The following is a 23,125-nucleotide window of genomic DNA, read 5'->3' on the forward strand; positions in this document are numbered from 1 at the left end:
GTCAGTCTTGGAATCGTCTTGTATCAGGCGTGCACAAGCAAGCCACGTCACCGTGGCCTGACTGGAACAGTGTGGGGCCATAGCTCAGTTGGGAGAGCGCCTGAATGGCATTCAGGAGGTCGTCGGTTCGATCCCGATTGGCTCCACCAGTTTCCTTCTCCTTCAAAATTCCCAATTTAAAACGGCTTCAGGCCAAATTGTCTCAGCATTCTTGTGTTTGTGCTGTAAGCAAAGTGTTCTCGCATTATGTGCCAGTGCTCTTGAGACAGGCGCATTAGTTAGTGTGTCAGCAGGAGTGAAGCATGGCCGAGGATAACTGGACGGAACAAACCCCCGAGGACGCAGAAGCGGATGCCCGGGCAGACCAGCTTTTTCAACAAGCCGGCATTGCTGAACCAGCCGAGCCCAAAGGCAGTTTTCTGCTAACGATCCTCCTCCCCGTTCTGATAGCAGGGGCGCTACTGATTGCTGGCCTCTGGATGTTTTCTGGCTGGCTGGGAATTTAACAGGCTGGGACTTTACAAAACATGCCGCGTTTTTCGCCTGCCCCTTTTGTGCCGGGAAGCGGCTTTACGCCCTGGCTGATCGTCCTGCTTGGTCTGGTGACGGCCATCGGGCCCGTAGCCACAGACATGTATCTTCCGGCCTTTCCAGAGGTGGAGCAGGATCTGGGGGGCGGGAAAGGATCAGCCCAGTTCACGTTGGCCGCCTGGTTTTTAGGTCTGGCGCTAGGGCAGTTTTCTCAGGGGCCTCTGTCTGACCGGTTTGGCCGCCGTGTGCCGCTTATGCTTGGCTTGCTGATTTTTGCCATTGCCTCGGCTGGCTGTGCGGTTGTGCAGGATTACCACCTGTTTTGTGTATGCCGGTTTGTAGCGGCTGTCGGTGGCTCCGCCAGTGCCGTGATTCCGCGCGCGATTGTGCGTGATGTCGCGACGGGCAAAAAAGGTGCGAAGCTGATGTCTCAGCTCACACTGGTGTTTGGCGTCATGCCGGTTCTGGCTCCCAGCTTTGGCAGTCTGGTTTTGCAGTTTGGCAACTGGCGGTGGATCTTCTGGATTGGCACGCTGTATGCGTTGGCCGCCATTGTCGGGCTGTTCTGCTGCCTGCCGGATACCCTCCGGCCGGAACGACGGGTTGCACTTTCACCTGTTAAAATTCTGACCCGTTACATCACGATCAGTCAGGAGCCGCTTTTTCTCTCCAATGCTTTGATCGCCACGTTCTCAACCTTTGTGATGTTTGCCTATCTCGGCAGTGCGCCCGTGCTGTTTGAGCAGGTGCTCCATTTCACACCGGGCCAGTTCGGGGCATTTTTTGGCGTGAATGCAGCGGCCTTTATTCTGGGCACACAGATCAATGGTCGGCTGGTGCATCGGGTTGCCATGCCGGTCCTGCTGGAAACGGGTCTGTTCTGGGCGCTGGGGGCCGGGGCGCTGTTCACGGTGCTGGCTCTGGCCGGCATTGCCGGCGAACATCACGCAATTCTGACCTGTGCGCTGATTGCCAGCATTACCGGAGCATTGGGCTTTATCGGGCCGAATGCTACGGTGATGTCCTTCTACCATCACGGTCAGCACGCCGGCAGCGCCTCGGCTCTGCTGGGAACCATGCAGTTTGGCATCGGTTCTTTGAGTAGTGTTCTGGTGGGTTTGCTGCCCGGCGGCAGCGCAATACCAACTGCCATTGGCATGATGGTGGGCATTCTGGGAATGGCAGGTGCGGACCTCATGCGGCGGCATGCACCGGAAATTGGCGCCGACGAGGATTAAGCACCGTCTGATAGAAAAGGACGGGTCATGGCGTGGCGTTTAGATAAGAAACAGGCGGTGCGGGGGCTTTCCCGCCTGCTGCTGGCGGGTGTTGCAGGTGGTATCGTCAGTCTGGGGTTCTTTGGAGCACAGGTACATGCGCAGACCCCCTCCGCCATTTTGCTGGAGCATGTGCGTCTGTTTGACGGCACCGGGGCGGCAGAACAGGACGATATGGCTGTTCTGGTTCAGGGACCACGGATTGTCTCGGTCGGGCACAGCGGGCATGTTAAGGCCCCTAAAGGCGCGCAGCGGATTGATCTGTCCGGTAAAACGCTGATCCCCGGCCTGATTACCGACCACAGCCATGTGGGTGTGGTCTCCGGTACCTCCGTAGGGGCTGAAAACTTTACGGTGCCTGTCATCAAGGCCGCACTGGACCAGTATGAACGCTACGGCGTGACGACTGTCACCGCGCTGGGTCTGACAAAATCCCCTCTGTTTGATGACCTCCGCCGTGCTCAGCATGCGGATGGAGCAACGGGCGCGGATCTGTTCGGGGTCGATCAGGGTATTGGCGTGCCGGGCGGAATGCCGCCGGAGGGGATGGTCAAAGTCGGGAAAGATCAGATTTTCCGTCCAGCAACCGTTGCAGAAGCACAGCAGGCCGTGCGCACCATGGCCAGTGAGCATACGGACCTTGTGAAGCTCTGGGTGGATGATTTCCGTAACGGTGTAGCCAGCCAGAAGCCCCTGCCTGTCATGAAGCCGGAAATCTGGCAGGCAGTGATAACCGAAGCGCACAGCCAGAAGCTCCGCGTAGCCGTGCATATTCATGATCTGGATTACGGCAAACGGCTTGTAGCGGCCGGAGCTGATATTATTGCGCATGGTGTGCGGGATGAGCCGGTGGACGGTCCGTTCATCACCGCCATGAAAGACCGGGGTGTCTGGTATATTCCCACCATCAGTCTGGATGAGGCGACCTATCTGTTTGCTGAACAGCCCGAGATTCTGAACGATCCGGTTCTGAAAGCCGGACTGAATGCGGACCTCCAGAAACAGTTTTCAGACCCCGCCTGGCGGCAGAAAGTCGCGTCCTCTCCTCTGGCTAAGGCCTCTCACGCAGCCGTAGCCATGAACCAGAAAAATCTGCTCACGCTCTATCAGGCTGGTGTGAAAATTGGCTTTGGTACAGATTCAGGCGCGGCTCCGGTGCGTATTCCCGGTTTTGCGGAACACAGGGAATTACGTCTTCTGGTGGAAGCAGGGCTGACACCGTTGCAGGCGCTGACACTGGCGACCAGTCAGGCCGCGGCTCTGCTGAATTTGTCGGATCGCGGGGTGATTGCACCCGGAAAGCGGGCGGATTTTGTTGTTCTGGAAGCTGATCCGGCTGAAAATATTGCTGCGGTGGATCAGATTGCCGCTGTCTGGCGTGGCGGTGTGCGGGCTGCCGGGCCGCTGGTGCCACGCTAACATCGCTTAATGCTGTTGCGGGGCTGACTGCTGGGACTGTTCCCGCTTGCCGTAAATGGCCTGTGTTTCCGGAATAACGCTGTGACCGTCGCCTGCTTCCAGCGGGCCGGTTGCAGCATCAGACGGAGCCAGCGGTTCATAGCGGTCTTTAAGCTGGTTCTTGTCAGGGTTCTGGCCATTATTGCGGGCCATATCCTCACGCCGTTCCTGCTCCTGTGCAGCGCGGGCTTCCGCCGGGGCGGCTTCGGGCAGGAAGCGGCCCGGTCTTTCTGGCGGGATATCGATATTCTCGCCCTCAATGTCCACATGGCATCCGGCCAGCAGAGGGGCAGCCAGAACCAGCGCTCCCAGCATGATGCGGGGGCGCTGTCTGGTTTTGAGCTGAGGGGCGCAGCGTTTCACGGCAGAGCGTTATCCAGGCCTTGCTATGCTGAAAACTCAGCCTTCGAGATGGCGGGCTTCTTCCGGCAACATGATGGGAATGCCATCACGGATGGGGAAGGCCAGTTTGGCCTGCGCGCTGATCAGCTCATTGGTGGTGGCATCATAGGTCAGCGGGCCTTTGGTCACCGGGCAAACCAGAACGGAAAGAAGCCGCGGGTCGAGTGGAGGAGAAATGTCAGCACCAGACATGAACGTCACCCATAAAAAATGTTCAGGAAGGCGGGCCTTCCTCTTCAGGACCAGACAGGTCTAGCAGCATCTGCAGCACGCGCACACGGTCTGTCAGGCTGCCTGCGTCAAGCAATGCCTGTTTTTCTGCCGGAGGAAAAGGACAGATCATGGGAAGAGTGACCAGCAGGGTATCATCTTCCATCTGTTCAATGATGGACCAGCGGGCAGATAACCCCTTCTGCCGGAAATAACGACGCAGAGAGTCCAGCAGTTTTTCCCGGTTAAACGGTTCTGAAGGAATTTCGCTCAGATCGCCCACAAAGGATGAGACATCAATCCGCGCCTGCCGATATCCTCTGTGCAGACCTGTCTCCCGCAGCACCCGGAACCGGGCCACGCCACTCAGGGTGACGGCAAACGTGCCATCGGCCCGTTCCGTAAAGGAGGTAATGCGGCCCAGACACCCGATGGTGTAGAGGGGCGGTATCTTGCCTTCCTCCTCTTCATCTTCTTCCCCCCACAGAGGCTGGATCATGCCGATCAGCCTCTGGGATGCCAGCGCATCTTCCACCAGCGCCACGTAACGCGGCTCAAACACGTTCAGCGGCAGTTTCCCCCGAGGCAGCAGCAAAACACCGCTCAGGGGAAACAGGCCGATTTCCGCAGGAATATCGGCCATGGTGAGGTCTGAAACTCTGGGGACGTGCCGCAGAATCTCGTCGTCAGGCAGGTAGGAAGCCAAGATCGACCTTATCAGGAAAACAGAAGAGATGAGAGGCGACGGCGGGCCGCCAGTGTAGCCGGGTCATCATGGCCCCAGGCTTCAAAAAAGCGGAAAAGCTGCTGTTTTGCGGCACCCTCGTTCCAGTTCGGGTCGGCTTTGATCACACGGAGCAGTTCGTCTGCGGCCTCTTCCCGCTTGCCAGCTACGTTCAGGCCGGTCGCCAGTTCACACCGGGCGGCGTAGTCATCCGGGTTGGCAGCAAGGCGGGCGTGAACCTCTTCCATTTCCTGCGCGGCTTTGCGACCTTCCTTCTTGAGTTCAAGGGCTGCGCGTGCCCCGGCAACCTCAGGTGTGTCCTTGATTTTTTCAGGCACGTCCGCAAGGGCTGCGTCTGCTGCCTCTTCATCATCCAGAGCCAGCATGGCGCGGATCAGCCCACCCCATGCCTTGGGGTTTTCCGGTTCTTCGCCCAGAACACCAGAGAACAGTTCCGCCGCGTGTGCGGGCTGGTTGGTTTCCATGGCCACCGCGGCTTTCTGCAACAGTTCTGTTGCGGGCAGCGGGCCGCCGCCAGCGGCTTTCAGCACGCCTTCAACAAATTTCTTGATCTCACTTTCCGGCAAAGCGCCCTGGAACAGATCCAGAATCTGGCCTTTCCAGAATACCGCCACCATCGGGATGGACTGCAACGGCAGGCCAATCTGCGTCAGCTGGGCAGCGAGAGCACGGTTGGCTTCAATATCAATTTTAACAAGCCGGACCTTGCCGCGAGCCGCCGTGACGACCTTCTCCAGCACCGGAGCCAGCTGCTTGCACGGGCCACACCAGTCTGCCCAGAAATCAACCAGAACGGGAATGGAACGACTGGCTTCAATCACATCCTGCATGAAGGTGGCCTGTGAGCCATCCATAATCAGGGGTGCTGATGCCTGAGGGGCGGCGGCCTGCCCCTGTGCCAGCGGGTCCTGCATCAGACTGCCGGAAGCCTGAGGGGCTTGCTGGCCAATAATATGGTCCATCTGGTGTCATCCTTAGCTCAAAACGATGGTGGATGGCGTGGGGTCCACCCGGCGGCACACACCGCATTATCTTCCTAAATGGTCAATCATGTGCCCCGGTGCAATGGGAATTGGCGAGAGACGTCCCATATCAACACAGAAGAGGTGTCGGGCGGCCATTCCCTGATTGCATGGAGGGCGGCAAAGGCGGCATACAGGACAAAACAGGAACGGCAGCGGTATTTTATGGACAATCCATCTTTTCCCAGTGCTCAGAAACTCAGTGTGCGCGGGGCACGGGCGCACAACCTCAAAAATGTTGATATCGATATCCCGCGTGACTGTCTGACGGTGGTGACGGGCCTTTCCGGCTCCGGCAAATCGTCACTGGCGTTTGACACGATCTACGCCGAAGGCCAGCGCCGGTATGTGGAAAGTCTGTCTGCCTATGCCCGCCAGTTTCTGGAACTGATGGGCAAGCCGGATGTGGATTCCATAGAAGGACTTTCCCCGGCCATTTCCATCGAGCAGAAGACGACGTCCAAAAATCCGCGTTCCACCGTGGGCACCGTGACGGAAATCTATGACTATATGCGTCTGCTCTGGGCGCGTGCTGGTGTGCCCTATTCTCCCGCGACCGGCCTGCCGATTGAAGCCCAGACCGTCAGCCAGATGGTGGACCGTGTGATGGCGCTGCCGGAGGGCACGCGTCTGCTGCTGCTCTCCCCCGTGATCCGTGACCGCAAGGGCGAATACCGCAAGGAACTGGGAGAATTGCAGCGTAAGGGCTTCACCCGTGTGAAGGTTGATGGCGAGCTGTATGAAATTGCCGACGTCCCGGCCCTGAACCGTAAGTTGCGCCATACGGTGGAAGTCGTAGTGGACCGCGTGGTGGTCAAAGAGGGGATAGAATCCCGTCTGGCGGACAGTTTTGAAACCGCTCTCGGCCTGTCTGACGGCATTGCCTACACAGAAGAAGTGTTGAAGGACAAGGACGCCGAGCCGGAACGGCTGGTCTTTTCCTCTCGCTTTTCCTGCCCGGTGAGCGGGTTTACGCTGGAAGAAATTGAACCGCGCCTGTTTTCCTTCAACGCGCCGCAGGGAGCGTGTCCGTCCTGTGATGGTCTGGGGTCTGAAACCTTCTTCAACCCGTCGCTTGTCGTACCGGATGAGTCTAAATCCCTGCGCAAAGGGGCGATTGCACCATGGAAAGATGCAAAATCACCCCTGCTGGAACAAACCCTGACCAGTCTGGCCGCGCATTTTGGCGTCAGCATGGACACGCCCTGGAAAGACCTGCCAGAAGCTGCTCAGGATGGCATTCTGAACGGCGTTGATGAGAACATTGAGTTTACGTATCAGGACGGGCGGAAAAGCTACACGGTCAGCAAACCATTTGAAGGCGTTCTGGCCAGTCTGGCCCGGCGTCTGGCTAACACGGACAGCATGTGGGTGCGGGAAGAACTCTCCCGCTATCAATCCGAAAAGCCGTGCCATGTCTGCCATGGTGCGCGTCTGCGGCCAGAGGCGCTGTCTGTCCGTGTAGCGGATAAAACCATTGCGCAGGCCTGTGACCTGCCAATTGGTAAGGCACTGGACTGGTTTGAGACCGTCATGCCGACCCTGACACCGCAAAAAGCCGAGATTGCCCGGCGCATTTTGCGTGAAATTCAGGAACGTCTGACTTTTCTGGATGATGTCGGTCTGGATTATCTGACCCTTTCCCGGAGTTCCGCCACGCTGTCTGGCGGGGAAAGTCAGCGTATTCGGCTGGCCAGCCAGATTGGGTCTGGCCTGACCGGGGTTCTGTATGTTCTGGATGAGCCATCTATTGGTCTGCATCAGCGCGATAATGAACGGCTGCTTGGCACGCTGGAGCGTTTAAAAAAGCTTGGGAATACTCTGATTGTTGTTGAACATGATGAGGATGCTATCAGAAGTGCTGACTGGCTGGTCGATATGGGGCCGGGGGCTGGTGTGAATGGCGGCAGGGTGATTGCTGCGGGCACGCCGGAAGAAGTTGCTAAAGTGCCGGAAAGCCTGACAGGGGCGTATCTGTCAGGCCGCAAGAGCATTCCCGTTCCGGAACACAGACGCCCGTATGACAAGAAAAAAGTCCTGACGGTAGAAGGCGCGACCGGGCATAACCTGAAGAACGTCACGGCGCATTTCCCACTGGGAACCTTTACATGCGTGACAGGGGTTTCCGGCAGCGGGAAATCTACACTGGTGATTGATACGCTTTATAAAGCACTGTCCCGCCAGTTGATGGGGTCTTCTCAGTCTCCCGAAGCCTATAAAGCGATCAAAGGGATAGAACTGCTCGATAAGATTATTGATATCGACCAGTCCCCTATTGGTCGCACACCGCGCTCCAACCCGGCCACCTATACGGATCTGTTCACCCCTATTCGGGACTGGTTTGCCGAACTGCCGGAGAGCAAGGCACGCGGCTATAAGCCGGGGCGGTTCTCCTTCAACGTGAAGGGCGGACGGTGCGAGGCCTGTCAGGGGGATGGTGTTCTCAAGATCGAGATGCACTTCCTGCCGGATGTGTTTGTCACTTGCGATACCTGTAAGGGCACGCGCTATAATCGCGAGACGCTGGACATCAAGTTTCGTGGCAAATCCATTGCCGATGTGCTGGCCATGAGCGTGGATGAAGCCCTGCCCTATTTCTCAGCACAGACGCGTATTCGGGACAGGCTGGCCATTCTGCAAAAGGTTGGTCTGGGTTATGTCGCTCTCGGCCAGCAGGCGACAACCCTGTCGGGCGGGGAAGCGCAGCGCGTGAAGCTCTCCAAGGAGCTGGCGCGCCGTGCAACTGGTCGCACGGTTTATATTCTGGACGAGCCCACAACCGGTTTGCATACGGAAGATGTCAGAAAACTTCTGGAAGTTCTGCATGCGCTGGTTGATCAGGGGAATACGGTAATTGTCATTGAGCATAATCTGGAAGTGATCAAAACCGCGGACTGGATTGTGGACGTTGGCCCGGAAGGCGGGGATGGCGGTGGCCGTATTGTTGCAGAAGGGACCCCGGAAGATATCGCAGCCTGCAAGGAGAGCTATACAGGCCAGTTTCTGGCTCCCCTGCTCAAACCTGCTCCGGCAAAAACCAGAAAAAAGAAGAAGTAAAACTGTGTCCGTAAAAAAGAAAAAAAGCATGCTTCTTCGAACGGTTTTGTCAGCTCTTGTTCTGGGAGGAGGCTTGCTGTCCGCACCAGCCTTTGCGCAGAGTGCGGCAGGCGTGCAGTCTGATAATGCGGTTAATGCGGTGCTGTTTGAAAAACACACTTGGACAGAAATTCAGTCCGGTGTGGCGGCAGGGGTGACGACCATTATCATCCCTGTGGGCGGCACGGAACAGAGTGGCCCGTATATTGCTGTTGGCAAGCATAATGAGCGTGCCACGTATCTGGCAGAACAGATTGCCGGGAAGACCGGAAAAACACTGGTGGCGCCCGTTGTGGCTTATGTGCCGGAGGGAGGCACGTCTCCCCGTTCCTCCCATATGCGCTTTCCCGGCACCATTACCGTGCCGCCGGATGTTTTTGAAAAACTCCTTGTCTCTTCCGGGGAGAGTTTTCAGGTGCAGGGATTCAGGCTGATTGTCTTTGTGGGGGACCATGGAGGCTACCAGAAGTATATGGAAAAAGCCGCTGCCATGCTCAACCAGAAATGGCACGGCACGGGTGCGCAGGCGCTCTATGTGAGTGGATTTTATACCGTTATTGCACATCAGTATGCGGACTGGCTGAAGCAGCAGGGCTTTGGGAAGGATGTGGGGCAGCATGCAGACATTAGCGATACCTCGCTGATGCTGGCTGTTGATCCTTCCATGGTCCGGCAGGATGCGTTGCGCCATTCTGGTACGCCGTCTGCGCAGGAAGGTATTTATGGGGGTGATCCGCGCAGGGCGTCTGCCTCGCTTGGGCAGGCTGGTCTTGCGATGCAGATTAATGCCGCAGTGCAGGCTATTCAGTCTGCCCGAGGGTTTTGAACACAATCTCTAAGAATAAGTCTCAATAAAAAAAGCCGAGTTGCCAGAAAGTCAAAAATAGACGCCTAATCACCCATGTGCTAAAGCCTCATCGCATGATGATGACAGCACAAGAAAGGGATGGGCTGTAATATTATGGTAGTAAAAAGACATCTGGCAGCCGCTACGGCTGTGTTTGTCGCTTTAGGCGCGGGGACCAGTCTGGCCGTTGCGCAGGAAGCCAGTCAGTCCCCTGTGCAGACAACAGCGCCGTCTGCTGCCCCGCAGCCCGCCCCGGCGCAGGTGCCTGCTTCGCAGGGTTCTTCCACTCAGCCGGTTGTGTCTGCTCCTGCAGCACCTTCTGCCGTGCAGACCATTCCGGGCATGCCGCCGGTTATCAACCCGGCCAATCTGTATAGTGAGACTGCGCCGGATCATATCAATCCGGAAGTGGCACAGGACCCGGCCCGTGTTTACGTGCCCAACCTGCGCTCTAACGATGTCTCTGTGATTGACCCGGCCACATCCAAAGTTGTGGACCGCTTCCCGGTTGGCAAAAGCCCGCAGCATGTTGTGCCGTCCTGGGATCTGCGCACCCTGTGGGTGACGAACAATGCGGAAGGCACCACAAATGGCAGCCTGACCCCCATTGATGCCCGCACCGGCAAGCCCGGTCCGGCTGTTGCCGTGGATGATCCCTACAACATGTATTTCACGCCCGATGGTAAATCCGCCATTGTGGTGGCCGAAGCCCGTAAGCGGCTGGACTTCCGTGACCCGCACACCATGGCGCTCCAGCAGTCAGTGGAAACGCCGGACTGTAAAGGCGTGAACCACGCGGACTTCTCTATTGATGGACGCTACGCCATTTTCACCTGTGAATTTGGTGGCCATTTGGTGAAGGTCGATACCGTTAACAAAACTGTAATGGGCTACCTGAAGCTTTCCAGCGGTGGTATGCCACAGGATATTCTGATCTCCCCCAACGGTAAGACGTTCTATGTGGCCGACATGATGGCCGATGGTGTCTTTATGGTGGATGGCGACAGCTTTAAGGAAATCGGGTTTATCCCGACGGGTGTCGGCACACATGGCCTGTATCCCAGCCGTGACGGCACGAAGATGTATGTTGCGAACCGTGGGTCTCACAAAATCCATGGTAAACCGCACAGCAAAGCCGGCGGCGTGACAGTCATTGATTTTGCAACCAACAAGATTGTGGCCAACTGGCCCATTCCGGAAGGTGGCAGCCCGGATATGGGCAATGTGAGCGCAGACGGTAAAACCCTCTGGCTTTCAGGGCGTTTTGACGATGTTGCCTATCAGATCAACACGGAAGACGGCTTCATGAAGAAAATTCCGGTTGGCGCAGAACCGCACGGTCTGACTGTCTGGCCGCAGCCGGGACGCTATTCCATCGGACATACCGGGATTCTCCGCTAAGCCTGATCCATGCGTCTGACAGCATGAAAAAAGCCCTTCCTCATAACGAGGAAGGGCTTTTTTATTAAGAGCGTTCAGGCATCAGGCGTTCAGGTAAATTGTCTTGGTTTGCACGTAGGCTTCAAGACCGTATTTTCCATCTTCCCCGCCAAGGCCACTATCTTTGTAGCCGTGGTGGAAGCCCTGCGGTGCTTCCCCGCCTTCACGGTTCACATACACCTCACCGAAGTTCAGATCAGTGCTGATGCGCATGATCTTTTTCAGATCCTGCGTGAAGACATAGGCGGACAGGCCATAGCGGCAGTCATTGGCCTGACGCAGCGCATCCTCAAAGTCCGTTACTTTTGTCAGCAGCATGACCGGGCCAAAGACTTCATTCTGCACAATATCCATGCCTTCCTTAACGTCGGTCAGCAGGGTTGGTGCGTAGAAGAAGCCTTTGTCATACACGCCACCCTTTAGGCGCTCACCACCGGTTTCCAGTCTGGCACCCTGAGAGACAGCTTTTTCAACCATGGCATGAACTTTTTCCAGTTCCTGCTCACTGACTTTGGGGCCCATATCGGTTGCGGCGTCCAGCGGGTTCCCGACTTTCAGAGCGGAAATTTTCTTTCTGACCAGATCAGCAAATTTCTCATACACGGTAGCATGCACGTAAGTGCGTTCATTACTGGTGCAGACCTGCCCGCCATTGGTAAAGCGCGCCAGAACGGCGGCTGTAGCGGCTTTGTCCAGATCAGCATCATCCATCACAATAAACGGTGCCTTGCCGCCCAGTTCCAGCCGGACTTCTTTCAAAGTATCTGCTGCGGTCGCCATGATCTTCTTCCCGGTCGCTGTGCTGCCGGTCATGGTGATCAGCCGCACATCCGGATGTTCCACCAGCGGGGTGCCAACGCCTTTGCCGTCACCGGGAACAACGTTGAGAACGCCTGCCGGAAAAACGCCAGCCTCTTCAGCCAGCCTGGTCGCTTCCAGCGCTGCCAGAGGTGCCAGTTCATGCGGTTTGATAACGATGGTGTTGCCTGCTGCCAGAGCCGGACCAACTTTGCGGGCGAACAGAGCCAGCGGGAAGTTCCATGCAGAAATACCGCCAATGACACCGTGTGGAATTTTCTCAATCAGGATTTTCTCACCCGGACGGCTGCCCGGAATAATGTCGCCTTCCAGCCTGCGGGTATTTTCTGCAGCAAAGCGCAGCAGCCCTGCAGCAAAGCCAACTTCCGTTTTGGCTTCCTTCAGCGGCTTACCCATTTCACTGGTAATAAGATGCGCGAGACGATCAGCATTTTTTTCAATCAGTGCCTTGAAGGCATAAAGCGCATCCGCCCGTTCTTCTGCTGTTTTGCGGCTCCATGCCGGAAAGGCTTTGGAGGCCGCCGCAACGGCAGCTTTCACGTCCTGTTCCGCACCGTTGGCGACAACAGCAACAAGCTCGCCGGTTGCCGGATTGCGAATTTCCAGCGTTTCGCCGCCGCTGGCTTTGGTCCAGGCACCATTGATAAACAGATTATAATGTGGCGTGTTTTGTGAAGTTGGCATTGAAAATCACCTTTTTGAAGCTGTTGGAAACATCAGACGCTCAGTTCATCCTGTTTCCGGAAGTTACTGATAAAAACGTCTGTGCTGTTGATGGTTCCATCTTTCCACAGGTCGTTAGGCAATGAAAAGTGATTATGAAAGAATGAAATGCTCACATAAAGTGATGATACCATGTATGCGCCAAAACTCTCTCATCTCCGGTTTTTCTGTGCCATTGTTGAAGCAGGTTCCATTGCGGCGGCTGCACGCCGTATGCACTGTGTAGCGTCCAATCTCACCATGCGGTTGAAGGAACTTGAAGCTGATCTGGGGCAGGATCTTTTTATTCGGGACCGTAAAAAACTGCTTATTACACCAGCAGGACGCCTTTTTTATAAGGAAGCAAAAGACATTGTCAGCCGGGCGGATCGCCTGCCGGAATTATGGTCTCAGGGTCAGCCTCGCGGCATTCTGAATGTGGGGGCGCTGGATGTGGCGTTTCTCAGTCTGTTACCCCGTTGCGTACCCCGTTTTATGCGCGAGCATCCGGGAATTCAGCTTAATATCCTGAAAAAACCCAGCTTTAGTCTGGAAAGAATGCTGGTGAGCGATGAGATTGATTTGGCGCTGACGGATGGCCCGGTTGAAAATACGCTGCTGGAAGGCACATTTGCCTTTTCCGAAACGCTGCATCTTGTTGTGCCTGAGCATGTCAAAAAAATCACGCCAGAGCTGATTGAGCAATCGGATATTTATCTGTTCAACAAAGACTGCTTTTACAGGCGCCGTGCTGAACAATGGCTCGACGAGAAATCCTATCATCCCCATTCAATCCTGACGCTGGAATCCTATGATCTGATCCTTGAATGTCTCGGCACGGGAGCTGGCTTGTCCTGCATGCCCGAGAGTGTCATTCGTCAGTTCCGTGAAAGAGGGCAGTCCCTGAAGACGTTCAGGCTGGATGGGATGGGCCCGACAGATGTGTACTTTGTCTGGAGAAAACACGCAAAAAGCCAGATTATCGAGACATTTATTGAAATGGCGCAGAACGGCGTGGGGGGAGAGGTTTTTCAGGCCTCGACAGAGGCTGGCCAGAGTGCTTCATAAGCGTAATGAAATATGCACATGGTCTGACGTCAGAAGGCCGTCAGGGTGTGATGTATCCGTTTGGAGAACTGGCTATGTCGTTACGGAACCGTTTTTTATCCAGCGTTGGGCTGACTGCTCCGTGCCTTGCTCTGATGGCGCTGGCGTGTGCTCCACAGGGGCTGGCGGCTGAGGCGTCTGCTCAGCCGCAGCCCATGCCACTGCCCCTCCCCCCGGCTGTGCCTGCGCCGCAGGATGTGCCTTTTGGTAGCACGATTGCTCTTGCTGTGGATGGCACGGATCTTGCCCGGCATATCCTGAGCATGAAGGAGACAATCCCCCTTCCGACCCGTATCGCGCAGAAGGGTGGCGATTTTGTTCTGCTTTATCCGATGTGGCTGCCGGGTAACCACTCCCCCAGCGGCACGATTGATCAGCTGGGCGGCCTGACAGTAAAGGCCGATGGGAAGATCATTCCCTGGCTGCGGGATACGGTAACGGTCAGCGCTTTCCACATTGATGTACCGCAGGGCACAAAGCAGCTTGAAGTCTCTTATCAGTTGCTCACGCCGGTTTCTCCCAAAGTGGGGCGTGTGGTCATGACGGATACGATGGAGAACGTGCAGTGGTCTGCTGTTTCTCTCTACCCGGCGGGATATTTCACCCGGCAGATTATGGTGCATCCGAGTGTGACGTTCCCGGCAGGCTGGTCCTACGGCACGGCGCTGCGGTCTGATGGCACGGGATCTGGCAGCAAGGTTTCCTTCCAGCCGGTTTCGTTCAACACGCTGGTGGATTCTCCCATTTTTGCAGGGAAATATTTCCGAAAATTTGACCTGACACAGGATGACAAGGTTTCAGTCACGCTGAATGTCATGGCGGATCAGCCGCAGGATCTGGCTGCGACGGATGCCCAGATTCAGGCCCATAAAAATCTTGTAAAACAGGCAAACCTCCTGTTTGGATCACATCATTACGCGCATTATGATTTCCTTCTGGCTTTGACGAACAAGCTGGGCGGTATCGGTCTGGAACATCACCAGTCCAGTGAAAATAGTGGCCCCAGAGGCTATTTTACGCATTGGGACAAGACCTTCGGGATGCGTGACCTGCTGGCGCATGAATTTACTCATTCCTGGAATGGGAAATATCGCCGCCCGGATGGCTTGTGGGCACCCGATTTCAACACGCCTCAGCGTGGCACCGGTCTGTGGGTCTATGAAGGGCAGACACAATACTGGGGCTATATTCTGGCTGCTCGCGCAGGGCTGATGACGGTGCCGCAGGTGAAGGATGCGCTGGCTGAAGTGGCCGCAGTGTATGATAACCGGCAGGGCCGGCAGTGGCGCCCGCTAATTGATACGACGAATGACCCGATTATTGCCCAGCGCTCCCCTGAGTCCTGGAGAAGCTGGCAGCGGAGCGAGGATTACTATTCTGAAGGTCAGCTGGTCTGGCTGGATGCGGATACACTCATTCGCAAACTCTCTGGCAATACCAAGAGCCTGAACGATTTTGCCAAGGCGTTTTTTGGGACCAACAATGGCAGCGTTGTCACCAGCACCTATAATTTTGATGAGATTGTAAAAACGCTGAATGCTGTCCAGCCTTATGACTGGGCGAAGTTCCTGCATGAGCGTCTGTACAACACCAGTACACATGCCCCGCTGGATGGGTTTACGCGTGGCGGTGCAAATGTTGTCTATACGGAAAAGCCCTCAGACTATGTAAAATCCTATTCTGACCTGCGGCATGTTTCAGACTTCATGTTCTCTCTCGGCCTGACTGTGAGCAAGAAAGGCTCTGTGAGTGAAGTGCTGTGGGGTAGTCCAGCCTGGCAGGCCGGGGTCACGCGGGATCAGGACCTGGTGGCTGTGAATGGTGTATCATATGATCCTGATGCACTGCAGGATGAGATCACCAATGCAAAAAACAAGGATGCAGCCCCGATAGAGTTGCTGCTGCGGGATGGTGAGCGCTATCATACGGTGGCTGTCACCTATCATGGTGGCCTGCGTTACCCGCATCTGGACGGCAATACGCAGCTTCTGGATACGGTGCTTGCACCGCTGGGTGCGCAGAACGATGCCGCGGGGTCTGCCGCGGGAAAATAATCTGATGCATGAGGACCGGAAGAGGTTTCAGAAAAAGCCTCTTCTGGTCCGCTGCAAGGGGGACGTGTGAAAGAGTCTGGTTTGCCTGATCGTTATGAAAACGATGCAGCAGAAAAATTATCTCCTGAAAAACAGCTTTCTCCGGAACAGCAGGACCTGAAAAACGCCATCAAGGCGTTCTGTGTTGCGCATCAGCATGATGAGCATGCCGTTTTTCTGATTGAAGGTGACGCAGGAACCGGAAAAAGTATCGTTATCAATTCAATTTTTAACGAGATACAGTCTCTTTCACGCTCATCTGATAAAAGCAGTCCATTCTGGAAGACGGACAACTACCTTGTTGTCAATCATCCGGAAATGATGAAGCTTTATAAAAATATTTCAGAATCCTATCCGGCGCTAAAAAAGAAAGACTTTGAGCGTCCGACAACATTTATCAACAGAATGCATAAGTCTGGAAAACGGGCCGATATTATCTTTGTGGATGAAGCCCATCTTCTTCTGACAAAAAGCGATAAATACAATCATTTTAAACAGGATAACCATCTGGAAGAACTAATTAAACTCTCCAGAATTACGGTTCTGGTGTTTGATGAAAAACAGGTTTTGAAATTCAAGAGCTGCTGGAGTCAGGGGCTTCTGGAATCTCTGGTGAAGGGCCTCCCCTGCCAGACATACCACCTCAAGACGCAGTTTCGCGTTCATGCCAATCAGGATGTGCTCGACTGGATTGAGGGTTTTTGTCAGAAAAAAATTCTCCCGATGCCGCAAAAACAGGCGTTCGATTTCCGGGTTTTTGCGGATGCGCAGGATCTCTACGACGCCATCAAAAAGGAAAATGCCCGTTACGGGCTGTCCCGCATGATTGCGACATATGACTATCCCTATCGGCTGGATGGGGAGGATCACTTCATCCACGAGGGCCGCTTTACCCTCCGCTGGGACCGCTCCAAACCGGATGAAAAGCTGCCATGGGCAGAACGGCCCGATACGATTGATGAAGTCGGGTCTGTTTACACCGTGCAGGGGTTCGACCTGAATTATGTCGGGCTGATTTTAGGCCCCTCCGTGCTGTATGACCCGGCAACGGACGGCATCCGCATTGACACCAGCCGGTATGAAGATGGCGCTGCCTTTGCCGGGCGCGATGGGCTTCAGGACCCGGAAGGCACAAAAGAGCGTATCATGCTGAATGCCATCAATGTGCTGATGACACGGGCCGTGCATGGGCTGTTTATTTATGCGAGCGATCCTGCCCTGAGAAAACGGCTCCTGCAGATGCAGGCGAGCCGGGACGCTGCGTAAAAAGGCTGGAAGGCGGAAGCTGGCAGTATGCATGGCAGCTCGGCGCATCCGGGTAGAGCGGCTTTGCAAAGGGTTTTTCCGCGTCATGCCGGTCAGTTTTCTTATGCGTGGCAGAAAAACCTGAGTGAATTCTCTGCAAACCGGGGGTTTCTTACAATACAGGACTTGTCCTGTCCGCATTGTGATGCCACCTGATGACACAGAAAGACACGTAGCAGACGATCAGGATCAGGTTGCCATGTTTATTGAAACTGAAGACACTCCTAACCCCGCCACGCTGAAATTCCTCCCGGGCCGCGCCGTGATGGGTGATGCCGGGACGATTGATTTTATTGATGCCGATGCTGTCTCCGGTCGCTCCCCTCTGGCGGAAGCGCTGTTTGGGCTGCCCGGTGTATCCCGCGTGTTTCTGGGGAATGACTTTGTGTCCGTCACCAAGTCCGATCAGGAAGACTGGGCAGAGCTGCGCCCGCTGGTGCTGACAGCCCTGATGGATCACTTTGTCGCTGGGGCACCCGTGGTGGCTGAAGGCGTTGGGATTACGGAAGAACCCATCGCGCCGGAAGATCAGGAGATCGTCACCCAGATCAAGGAACTGCTGGACACGCGCGTGCGTCCGGCTGTGGCGGGTGATGGTGGGGACATTGTGTTCCGTGGCTACAAGGACGGCATTGTTCGTCTGACCATGCAGGGTGCCTGCTCTGGCTGCCCCTCTTCCCGCGCTACGCTGAAGCACGGTGTGGAAAACATGCTGCGGCATTATGTGCCGGAAGTTGTGTCCGTGGAGCAGGTTGAAGACTAAGGCAGCTCTCAGCATCTTCCCGTCTCCGGGTCTGTGACCTAAAAGGGGAGCAGACACTAGGTAAGCCCCCGCAAAAGCGGGGCAGCGGAGGCAGGACAGAAATGCTGGATGATAGCGGGCTGGATCTTCTTTTCCAAAAGGCGCGCACGCCGCGGCGCTGGATGGCCCGCCCGGTGGAGCCTGCCCTGTTGCGCCGCCTGTATAGTCTGGTGAGTCTGGGGCCGACCTCCGGCAACTGTAGCCCGGCGCGGTTTGTGTTCATTACTGCATCCGAAGGGCGGGAGCGCCTGCGCCCCGCCCTTTCCGCAGGCAATGTGAACCGCGTGATGGGGGCCCCCGTTATCGCCATTGTGGCGTATGATCCCCTGTTTTTTGATGAACTGCCGCGTCTGGCCCCCAATGAGGAGCTGCGCTCCTGGTTTGCTGCGGATGTCGGGCTGGCGGAAGAAACCGCTTTCCGTAATGGCACGCTGGAAGGCGCCTATATGATTATGGCGGCGCGTGCGCTGGGGCTGGATGCGTTGCCGATTTCTGGCTTTGATCAAAACATGGTGGAAGATACCTTTCTGGCCGAAGATGGCTGGCGGGCGAACTTCCTGCTTTGTCTCGGGTATGGGGACATTGAGCAACTGCCGCCTCGTGCGCCGCGCTTAGGCTTTGATGAAGCATGCCGCTTCCTGTGATGAAACCTGAACGTCTTTTAGTGCTGGATGGCAGCCCTGCCGGAGAGGCCGCCTGTGGTACTGCGGCCTGTGTCACGCCTTCTCCCGAGGGCGGCTATACGGTTCTCTCTCACGTCTCTGCTGCGGGGAAACAGGCTGCGGAAGGCATTGGTCTTCTGGCTGCTGAGGCTTTGCAACAGGTAGGCTGGGGGGCAGGCCAGCCTGTGCAGCCTGATCTGGTGGCCGTGGTGACTGGTCCCGGTTCCTTTACCGGTCTGCGGGCTTCCTGCGCTATGGCGGCAGGCTATGCGCTTGGGGCTGGGTGCTCGCTGGTTGGGGTGACACGGGGCGAAGCGCTGCGTCCGCAGCTTGATGCCGAGTGTGCTCGCTATGGGGATCTGGATGGCTGGCTGCTCGTCACGGCAGCGCGGCGTGGGCGCGTGTTTGTGGAACGGGCCGACGGGGTGCAGGCTGTGGCTCTGGCAAGCTGGTCTCCTCTGCCCGGTCGCTGGCTGGTGGCGGGGGATGCTGCGGCGTCGCTCCCGGTGGCAGAGCCGGTCTTCTCTGACGTGACACAATCCACGGCCAGCCAGATTGCGGACGCTGCCGTTGCCCGGTTAACAGGCCAGCTCGCGCCGCGGGATGCTTTGCCTTTGTATGTCGATCCGCCAGAAGCCAAGCTCCCGGCTGCTGGTTTACGGTCTGCACCCGTTTGAGCCAGACACTCTCTCAGGCCGTGGCCGTGGACATTATTGAGGCCAGTCAGGCGCATGGCGCGGTGCTGGCTGCCCTCCATGCTCAAAGCTTTTCTGTAGACGATTTGTGGGATGAGGCGGCTTTAAAACAGCTTTTGCCCATGCCCGGCGTAGTGACAGCTCTTGCCATGCAGGGCGACCAGTCCGCAGGGTTTTTGATGATCCGGTGTGTGGCAGATGAGGCTGAGGTTCTGACACTCTGTGTCGCGAAGGCCTTCCGCCAGCAGGGCATCGCCAGACAGCTTCTGGCATGGGGTGTGATGGAAGCGCAGGACCGGGGCGCAGACCACATGTTCCTTGAGGTCTCCGTCCATAATGCAGCGGCACAGGCGCTTTATGCTGGTGCAGGGTTTGTGCAGGCTGGAAAACGGCGGGCTTATTACCCGGATGGCTCGGATGCTTTGGTGCTGATGCACAGCTGGGGCGTGTAAGCCGGGGCTCGTCTGATTCCCTCTTGCGCGTCGCATAGGCCAGATCCGCAGTTTACGGGCTTTAGAAAAAGCGTGAGATGCGGACTTAAGAGGCCCGCATCACATAGCGCCATAAAGACTATTCTGAAAACTCATCATCACCCCTGATGACAAAGAGTGATGCCGGTGCGTTCAGGGGTTGGAGAACCGAGTGCCTTAAAGGGCACGCGCGCCAATATCCGTGCGCCAGGCCGCACCATCCCAGGAGATGGCTTTTACACCGGCATAGGCACGGTCCCGTGCTTCCTGCACGGTGTTTCCAAGCGCGCAGACGGACAGAACGCGACCGCCGGCCACAACCAGTTCGCGGGACGCATTCTCTTTGGTGCCAGCCTGAAAGACGCGCACACCTTCCAGCGCTTCGGCATCGGCAATGCCGGAAATAACCGCACCCGTTTCCGGTTTTGCAGGATAGCCCCGCGCGGCCATAACAACGCTGATGGCGGCCTGATCCGAGAACGTGACAGGGGTTGTGTCCAGCCTGTCTTCCGCAAGGGCGGCCAGTGCTGGCAGCAGGTCGGAGGTCAGGCGGAGCAGCAGAGCCTGTGCTTCCGGGTCCCCAAAGCGAACATTGTATTCAATCAGCTGCGGGCCGGTTTCTGTCAGCATCAGGCCGGCAAAAATCACGCCCCGGAACGGGGTGCCCCGGCGGACCATTTCTTTCAGCATGGGGCGCACAACCAGATCGAGTGCGGCTTCCTGCGCGGCGCGATCAAACCCACGCGGCGGGGAGACAGCGCCCATGCCGCCGGTGTTGGGGCCGGTGTCGTTATCGCCAATGCGTTTGTGGTCCTGTGCGGCCCCAATGAGCATGGCGGTCTCACCCGAGCAGAAGGCAAAGAGAGAAACTTCTTCACCCACAAGGCAATCTTCAATCACCACGCTGCGGCCTGCGTCGCCCATGCTGCCCTGCGTCATCATTTCACGCACCGCGTCCTGCGCTTCGGCAACCGTCTGGGCCACGACGACGCCTTTGCCAGCGGCCAGACCGTCGGCTTTCACCACAATGGGGGCACCGCGTTCTGCAATGTAGGTGATGGCGGCTTCTGCACTGGTAAAGCGTTCACCCCGGGCGGTGGGCACGCCTGCGGCGTAGCAGACTTCCTTGCTGAAGCTCTTGCTGCCTTCCAGACGGGCAGCGGCCTGCGTGGGGCCTGCGCAGGCCAGACCGGCAGCGGCGCAGGCATCGGCCAGACCAGCCACCAGTGGGGCTTCCGGGCCGGGAACAATCAGGTCAACCTGCTGTTCTTTTGCAAAGGTGATCAGAGCGGCCACATCGCTTGCACCAATGGCCACGTTGGTGCCCAGCTCTGCCGTGCCGGGGTTGCCGGGGGCAATGAACAAAGCCGTCAGTTTGGGGGAACGTGCAAGTGTTGCGGCCAGTGCATGTTCACGGCCGCCGGATCCAACCAGAAGTACCCGCATATTTTTCTCTCTCACTCTGTCAGCTCTGCTCTTTCAGGGCGAGCGTCTGTAGCATAGGTTGGGCAAATGATCGAAGGGCTTGCAGCAGGGGCACCTCCCGGTGGGAATGTGCCGGAATATAGTGTCTCCGAAATTTCCGGGGCTATCAGGCGCACGCTTGAGGGCACGTTTGGCCGTGTGCGGGTGCGCGGTGAGATTACCGAATTCAAGCGCTATCCCTCCGGCCACCTCTATTTTTCCCTCAAAGATGAGCGCGGCAAGATTTCCGGCGTCGTGTGGCGCGGCTCAGTCTCCCGCCTTGGGCTGGTGCCGGAAAACGGGCTGGAAATTATCGCAACCGGCAAGATTTCCGCTTATGGCGAACGCTCAAGCTATCAGCTTGTGGTGGAGCGGATGGAGTATGCGGGGGAAGGTGCCCTGCTGGCCCGCATTGAACGCCTGCGGCTGAAACTGGCGGAAGAAGGCCTGTTTGACGCTGAGCGCAAACGCCCCCTGCCCCTGTTGCCGCGTGTGATCGGGGTGGTGACCTCGGCGCAGGGTGCTGTGTTGCATGATATCTGCACGACCCTCCTGCGTCGCTTCCCTCGCCCGGTGCTGGTGTGGCCAGTGGCTGTGCAGGGGGAAGGTGCTGCCGCACAGATTACGGCGGCTATTAACGGATTTTCCGCGCTGGATGGCAGCAGCAACGTGCCGCGTCCGGATGTGCTGATTGTGGCGCGTGGTGGTGGGTCTCTGGAAGACCTGATGGCGTTTAATGATGAAGCCGTGGTGCGTGCCGCCGCTGCGTCCAGCATCCCGCTGATTTCCGCCGTGGGGCATGAGACCGATACGACGCTGATTGATTTTGCCTCGGACCGGCGTGCGCCGACACCGACTGCCGCGGCAGAACTGGCCGTGCCGGTCCGTACGGAAATGCTGGCGGAGCTGGAGCATCGGGGGGCACGCGCGCTTGGGGCGCTGTCCCGCCTATTGCAGACGGCCCGGCTGCGGCTGGACCGGGCTGCGGCGGCCCTGCCCGATCTGCCCGGCCTGCTGGGCACGGCGCGGATGATGCTGGATGACCGGGGCCGCAGGCTGGACGTCGCCCTGCCCGGCTTTGTGCAGGGGCGACGCGTGGCACTGGTGGCGGTGGAGCGGCATATGCCCGCAGTGGAAACGCTGCTCTCGGGCCGCCGTACCCGTATGGCCTTACTGGGGAGTGCGTTGCAGACAGGTCTGCGGCATGGTTTGCAAACGCGGGAAGCCCGGCTGGGGCGGTTGCGGATTTCTCCGGCTCCGCTGGCGGCGCTGGTGCGGGAACGGCGCGCAGCACTGGTGGGTGTTGGTGGGCAACTGGAAGCAGTGTCTCCACAGGCGGTGCTGGCGCGGGGCTATGCATTGGTGACGGCCGGTGGCCAGCCCGTAACCTCTGCGCGCAAGCTGAAGGTGGGGGAAGATGTTGTGCTGACCTTTGGTGATGGCCAGCGTGACGCCGTGATTACCCGTAAAAAGCCTGCGAAAGCTGAACAGACGACTTTGGAACTGTAAGGGGTTATAGAAGCCCGGTTGAGCTTGAATTCTGATCCTGTCTATGGTGTCAGGCAGTGCAGAATACATAGAGAGAAACGGGGGCTGTGAGGCCCAACCTGCTTTTAGGGGACTGTCCGCATGTCTACGCGTTTTCTTCGCCCGCTGGGTTATTGCCTTGCTCTGGGGCTTCTTGCGGGCTGTGCTGCCCAGCCCGCCGCACAGCAGAAGGTTCCGCTACAAACCTTCCCGCCGAACATGGCCATCCAGCAGGGGAACCCTGTGGATGAAAGCCATTTGACGAACGATCCCTCCGCCCCGGCCAACACGCCGCTGTGCGGCACAGCCGCGCGGGAAAGTCAGGCCATGGCGACGCAGAACTATCCGCAGCCGCTCACCAGTGGGAACAGCTGTGTGCAGAATGCCTGCTTTAATACCCAGACGGGCACCTATATTGCTGCAGATGGGTCTGCCCGCGTCTGCCGCTAAT

At 57.2% G+C, this 23,125-nt stretch carries 21 protein-coding genes and 1 tRNA gene; 16 read left to right on the top strand and 6 right to left on the bottom strand.

What is annotated here, in order from left to right:
• Positions 1 to 73 precede the first annotated feature (73 nt).
• The 4 genes from KP703_RS03275 to KP703_RS03290 all read left to right on the top strand — a co-directional run bounded on the left by KP703_RS03275 (position 74) and on the right by KP703_RS03290 (position 3,227).
• Positions 74 to 149, top strand: a tRNA-Ala gene (locus tag KP703_RS03275).
• 153 nt (positions 150 to 302) lie between these two features.
• A complete protein-coding gene (locus KP703_RS03280; protein ID WP_062141207.1) occupies positions 303 to 506 on the top strand; it encodes a hypothetical protein in 204 nt (67 codons plus the stop codon).
• Positions 507 to 527: 21 nt separating this feature from the next.
• Positions 528 to 1,769 carry a multidrug effflux MFS transporter gene (locus KP703_RS03285; RefSeq protein ID WP_215753792.1) on the top strand — a complete coding sequence of 414 codons (1,242 nt, stop codon included), beginning with the start codon at positions 528 to 530 and terminating at the stop codon, positions 1,767 to 1,769.
• A gap of 27 nt (positions 1,770 to 1,796) precedes the next feature.
• A complete protein-coding gene (locus tag KP703_RS03290; RefSeq protein ID WP_215753793.1) occupies positions 1,797 to 3,227 on the top strand; it encodes an amidohydrolase family protein in 1,431 nt (476 codons plus the stop codon).
• Between the two features lie 6 nt (positions 3,228 to 3,233).
• Here the strand turns inward: KP703_RS03290 and KP703_RS03295 are convergent, their stop codons facing one another.
• The 4 genes from KP703_RS03295 to KP703_RS03310 form a co-directional block, all read right to left on the bottom strand.
• Positions 3,234 to 3,629, bottom strand: a complete 396-nt coding sequence (locus KP703_RS03295; protein WP_373687428.1) for a hypothetical protein — start codon at positions 3,627 to 3,629, stop codon at positions 3,234 to 3,236.
• 36 nt (positions 3,630 to 3,665) lie between these two features.
• The gene (locus KP703_RS03300) at positions 3,666 to 3,860 is read right to left on the bottom strand and encodes a Trm112 family protein (protein ID WP_043550377.1); all 195 of its coding nucleotides are present in this window, start codon (positions 3,858 to 3,860) and stop codon (positions 3,666 to 3,668) included.
• A gap of 22 nt (positions 3,861 to 3,882) precedes the next feature.
• Complete coding sequence (locus tag KP703_RS03305) at positions 3,883 to 4,521, bottom strand: LON peptidase substrate-binding domain-containing protein (protein ID WP_156474614.1); 639 nt, start codon at positions 4,519 to 4,521, stop codon at positions 3,883 to 3,885.
• Positions 4,522 to 4,595: 74 nt separating this feature from the next.
• On the bottom strand, positions 4,596 to 5,585 hold the full coding sequence (locus tag KP703_RS03310; protein WP_215753794.1) for a tetratricopeptide repeat protein: 990 nt from the start codon (positions 5,583 to 5,585) through the stop codon (positions 4,596 to 4,598).
• A gap of 225 nt (positions 5,586 to 5,810) precedes the next feature.
• Here KP703_RS03310 and uvrA point away from each other — a divergent pair, with 225 nt between their 5' ends.
• The 3 genes from uvrA (at position 5,811) to KP703_RS03325 (ending at position 10,989) form a co-directional block, all read left to right on the top strand.
• A complete protein-coding gene (gene uvrA, locus KP703_RS03315) occupies positions 5,811 to 8,702 on the top strand; it encodes an excinuclease ABC subunit UvrA (RefSeq protein ID WP_215753795.1) in 2,892 nt (963 codons plus the stop codon).
• Positions 8,703 to 8,730: 28 nt separating this feature from the next.
• On the top strand, positions 8,731 to 9,567 hold the full coding sequence (locus KP703_RS03320; protein ID WP_215753796.1) for a creatininase family protein: 837 nt from the start codon (positions 8,731 to 8,733) through the stop codon (positions 9,565 to 9,567).
• Between the two features lie 135 nt (positions 9,568 to 9,702).
• The gene (locus tag KP703_RS03325; protein WP_215753797.1) at positions 9,703 to 10,989 is read left to right on the top strand and encodes a YncE family protein; all 1,287 of its coding nucleotides are present in this window, start codon (positions 9,703 to 9,705) and stop codon (positions 10,987 to 10,989) included.
• An 81-nt stretch (positions 10,990 to 11,070) separates the two neighbouring features.
• Here the strand turns inward: KP703_RS03325 and aldA are convergent, their stop codons facing one another.
• Positions 11,071 to 12,531 carry an aldehyde dehydrogenase gene (aldA, locus tag KP703_RS03330; protein WP_215753798.1) on the bottom strand — a complete coding sequence of 487 codons (1,461 nt, stop codon included), beginning with the start codon at positions 12,529 to 12,531 and terminating at the stop codon, positions 11,071 to 11,073.
• Between the two features lie 171 nt (positions 12,532 to 12,702).
• On the opposite strand from aldA, the gene KP703_RS03335 reads away from it, so the two are divergent.
• The 7 genes from KP703_RS03335 (at position 12,703) to rimI (ending at position 19,665) form a co-directional block, all read left to right on the top strand.
• A complete protein-coding gene (locus KP703_RS03335) occupies positions 12,703 to 13,617 on the top strand; it encodes a LysR family transcriptional regulator (protein ID WP_215753799.1) in 915 nt (304 codons plus the stop codon).
• 74 nt (positions 13,618 to 13,691) lie between these two features.
• On the top strand, positions 13,692 to 15,710 hold the full coding sequence (locus tag KP703_RS03340; protein ID WP_373687430.1) for a M61 family metallopeptidase: 2,019 nt from the start codon (positions 13,692 to 13,694) through the stop codon (positions 15,708 to 15,710).
• 66 nt (positions 15,711 to 15,776) lie between these two features.
• Positions 15,777 to 17,015: a DUF2075 domain-containing protein gene (locus tag KP703_RS03345; protein ID WP_373687429.1), complete on the top strand. Its 1,239-nt coding sequence runs from the start codon at positions 15,777 to 15,779 to the stop codon at positions 17,013 to 17,015.
• Between the two features lie 238 nt (positions 17,016 to 17,253).
• Positions 17,254 to 17,817: a NifU family protein gene (locus KP703_RS03350; RefSeq protein ID WP_043550454.1), complete on the top strand. Its 564-nt coding sequence runs from the start codon at positions 17,254 to 17,256 to the stop codon at positions 17,815 to 17,817.
• A gap of 101 nt (positions 17,818 to 17,918) precedes the next feature.
• A complete protein-coding gene (locus KP703_RS03355) occupies positions 17,919 to 18,500 on the top strand; it encodes a malonic semialdehyde reductase (RefSeq protein ID WP_043550384.1) in 582 nt (193 codons plus the stop codon).
• Complete coding sequence (gene tsaB / locus KP703_RS03360) at positions 18,500 to 19,195, top strand: tRNA (adenosine(37)-N6)-threonylcarbamoyltransferase complex dimerization subunit type 1 TsaB (RefSeq protein ID WP_215753837.1); 696 nt, start codon at positions 18,500 to 18,502, stop codon at positions 19,193 to 19,195. The genes KP703_RS03355 and tsaB overlap by 1 nt, the downstream gene beginning before the upstream one ends.
• Complete coding sequence (rimI, locus tag KP703_RS03365) at positions 19,192 to 19,665, top strand: ribosomal protein S18-alanine N-acetyltransferase (RefSeq protein ID WP_252353801.1); 474 nt, start codon at positions 19,192 to 19,194, stop codon at positions 19,663 to 19,665. Before tsaB ends, rimI begins: the two co-directional genes overlap by 4 nt.
• 195 nt (positions 19,666 to 19,860) lie before the next feature.
• On the opposite strand, the gene purD is transcribed toward rimI, so the two are convergent.
• Positions 19,861 to 21,129: a phosphoribosylamine--glycine ligase gene (purD, locus tag KP703_RS03370; protein WP_215753800.1), complete on the bottom strand. Its 1,269-nt coding sequence runs from the start codon at positions 21,127 to 21,129 to the stop codon at positions 19,861 to 19,863.
• A gap of 66 nt (positions 21,130 to 21,195) precedes the next feature.
• Here purD and xseA point away from each other — a divergent pair, with 66 nt between their 5' ends.
• Entirely contained in the window at positions 21,196 to 22,656 is a 1,461-nt protein-coding gene (gene xseA, locus KP703_RS03375) for an exodeoxyribonuclease VII large subunit (protein WP_215753801.1), read from the top strand.
• Between the two features lie 120 nt (positions 22,657 to 22,776).
• Positions 22,777 to 23,124: a hypothetical protein gene (locus KP703_RS03380; RefSeq protein WP_062250383.1), complete on the top strand. Its 348-nt coding sequence runs from the start codon at positions 22,777 to 22,779 to the stop codon at positions 23,122 to 23,124.
• Position 23,125 lies beyond the last annotated feature (1 nt).

Source organism: Acetobacter sp. P5B1 (genome assembly GCF_018811985.1).
GTDB lineage: Bacteria > Pseudomonadota > Alphaproteobacteria > Acetobacterales > Acetobacteraceae > Acetobacter > Acetobacter cerevisiae.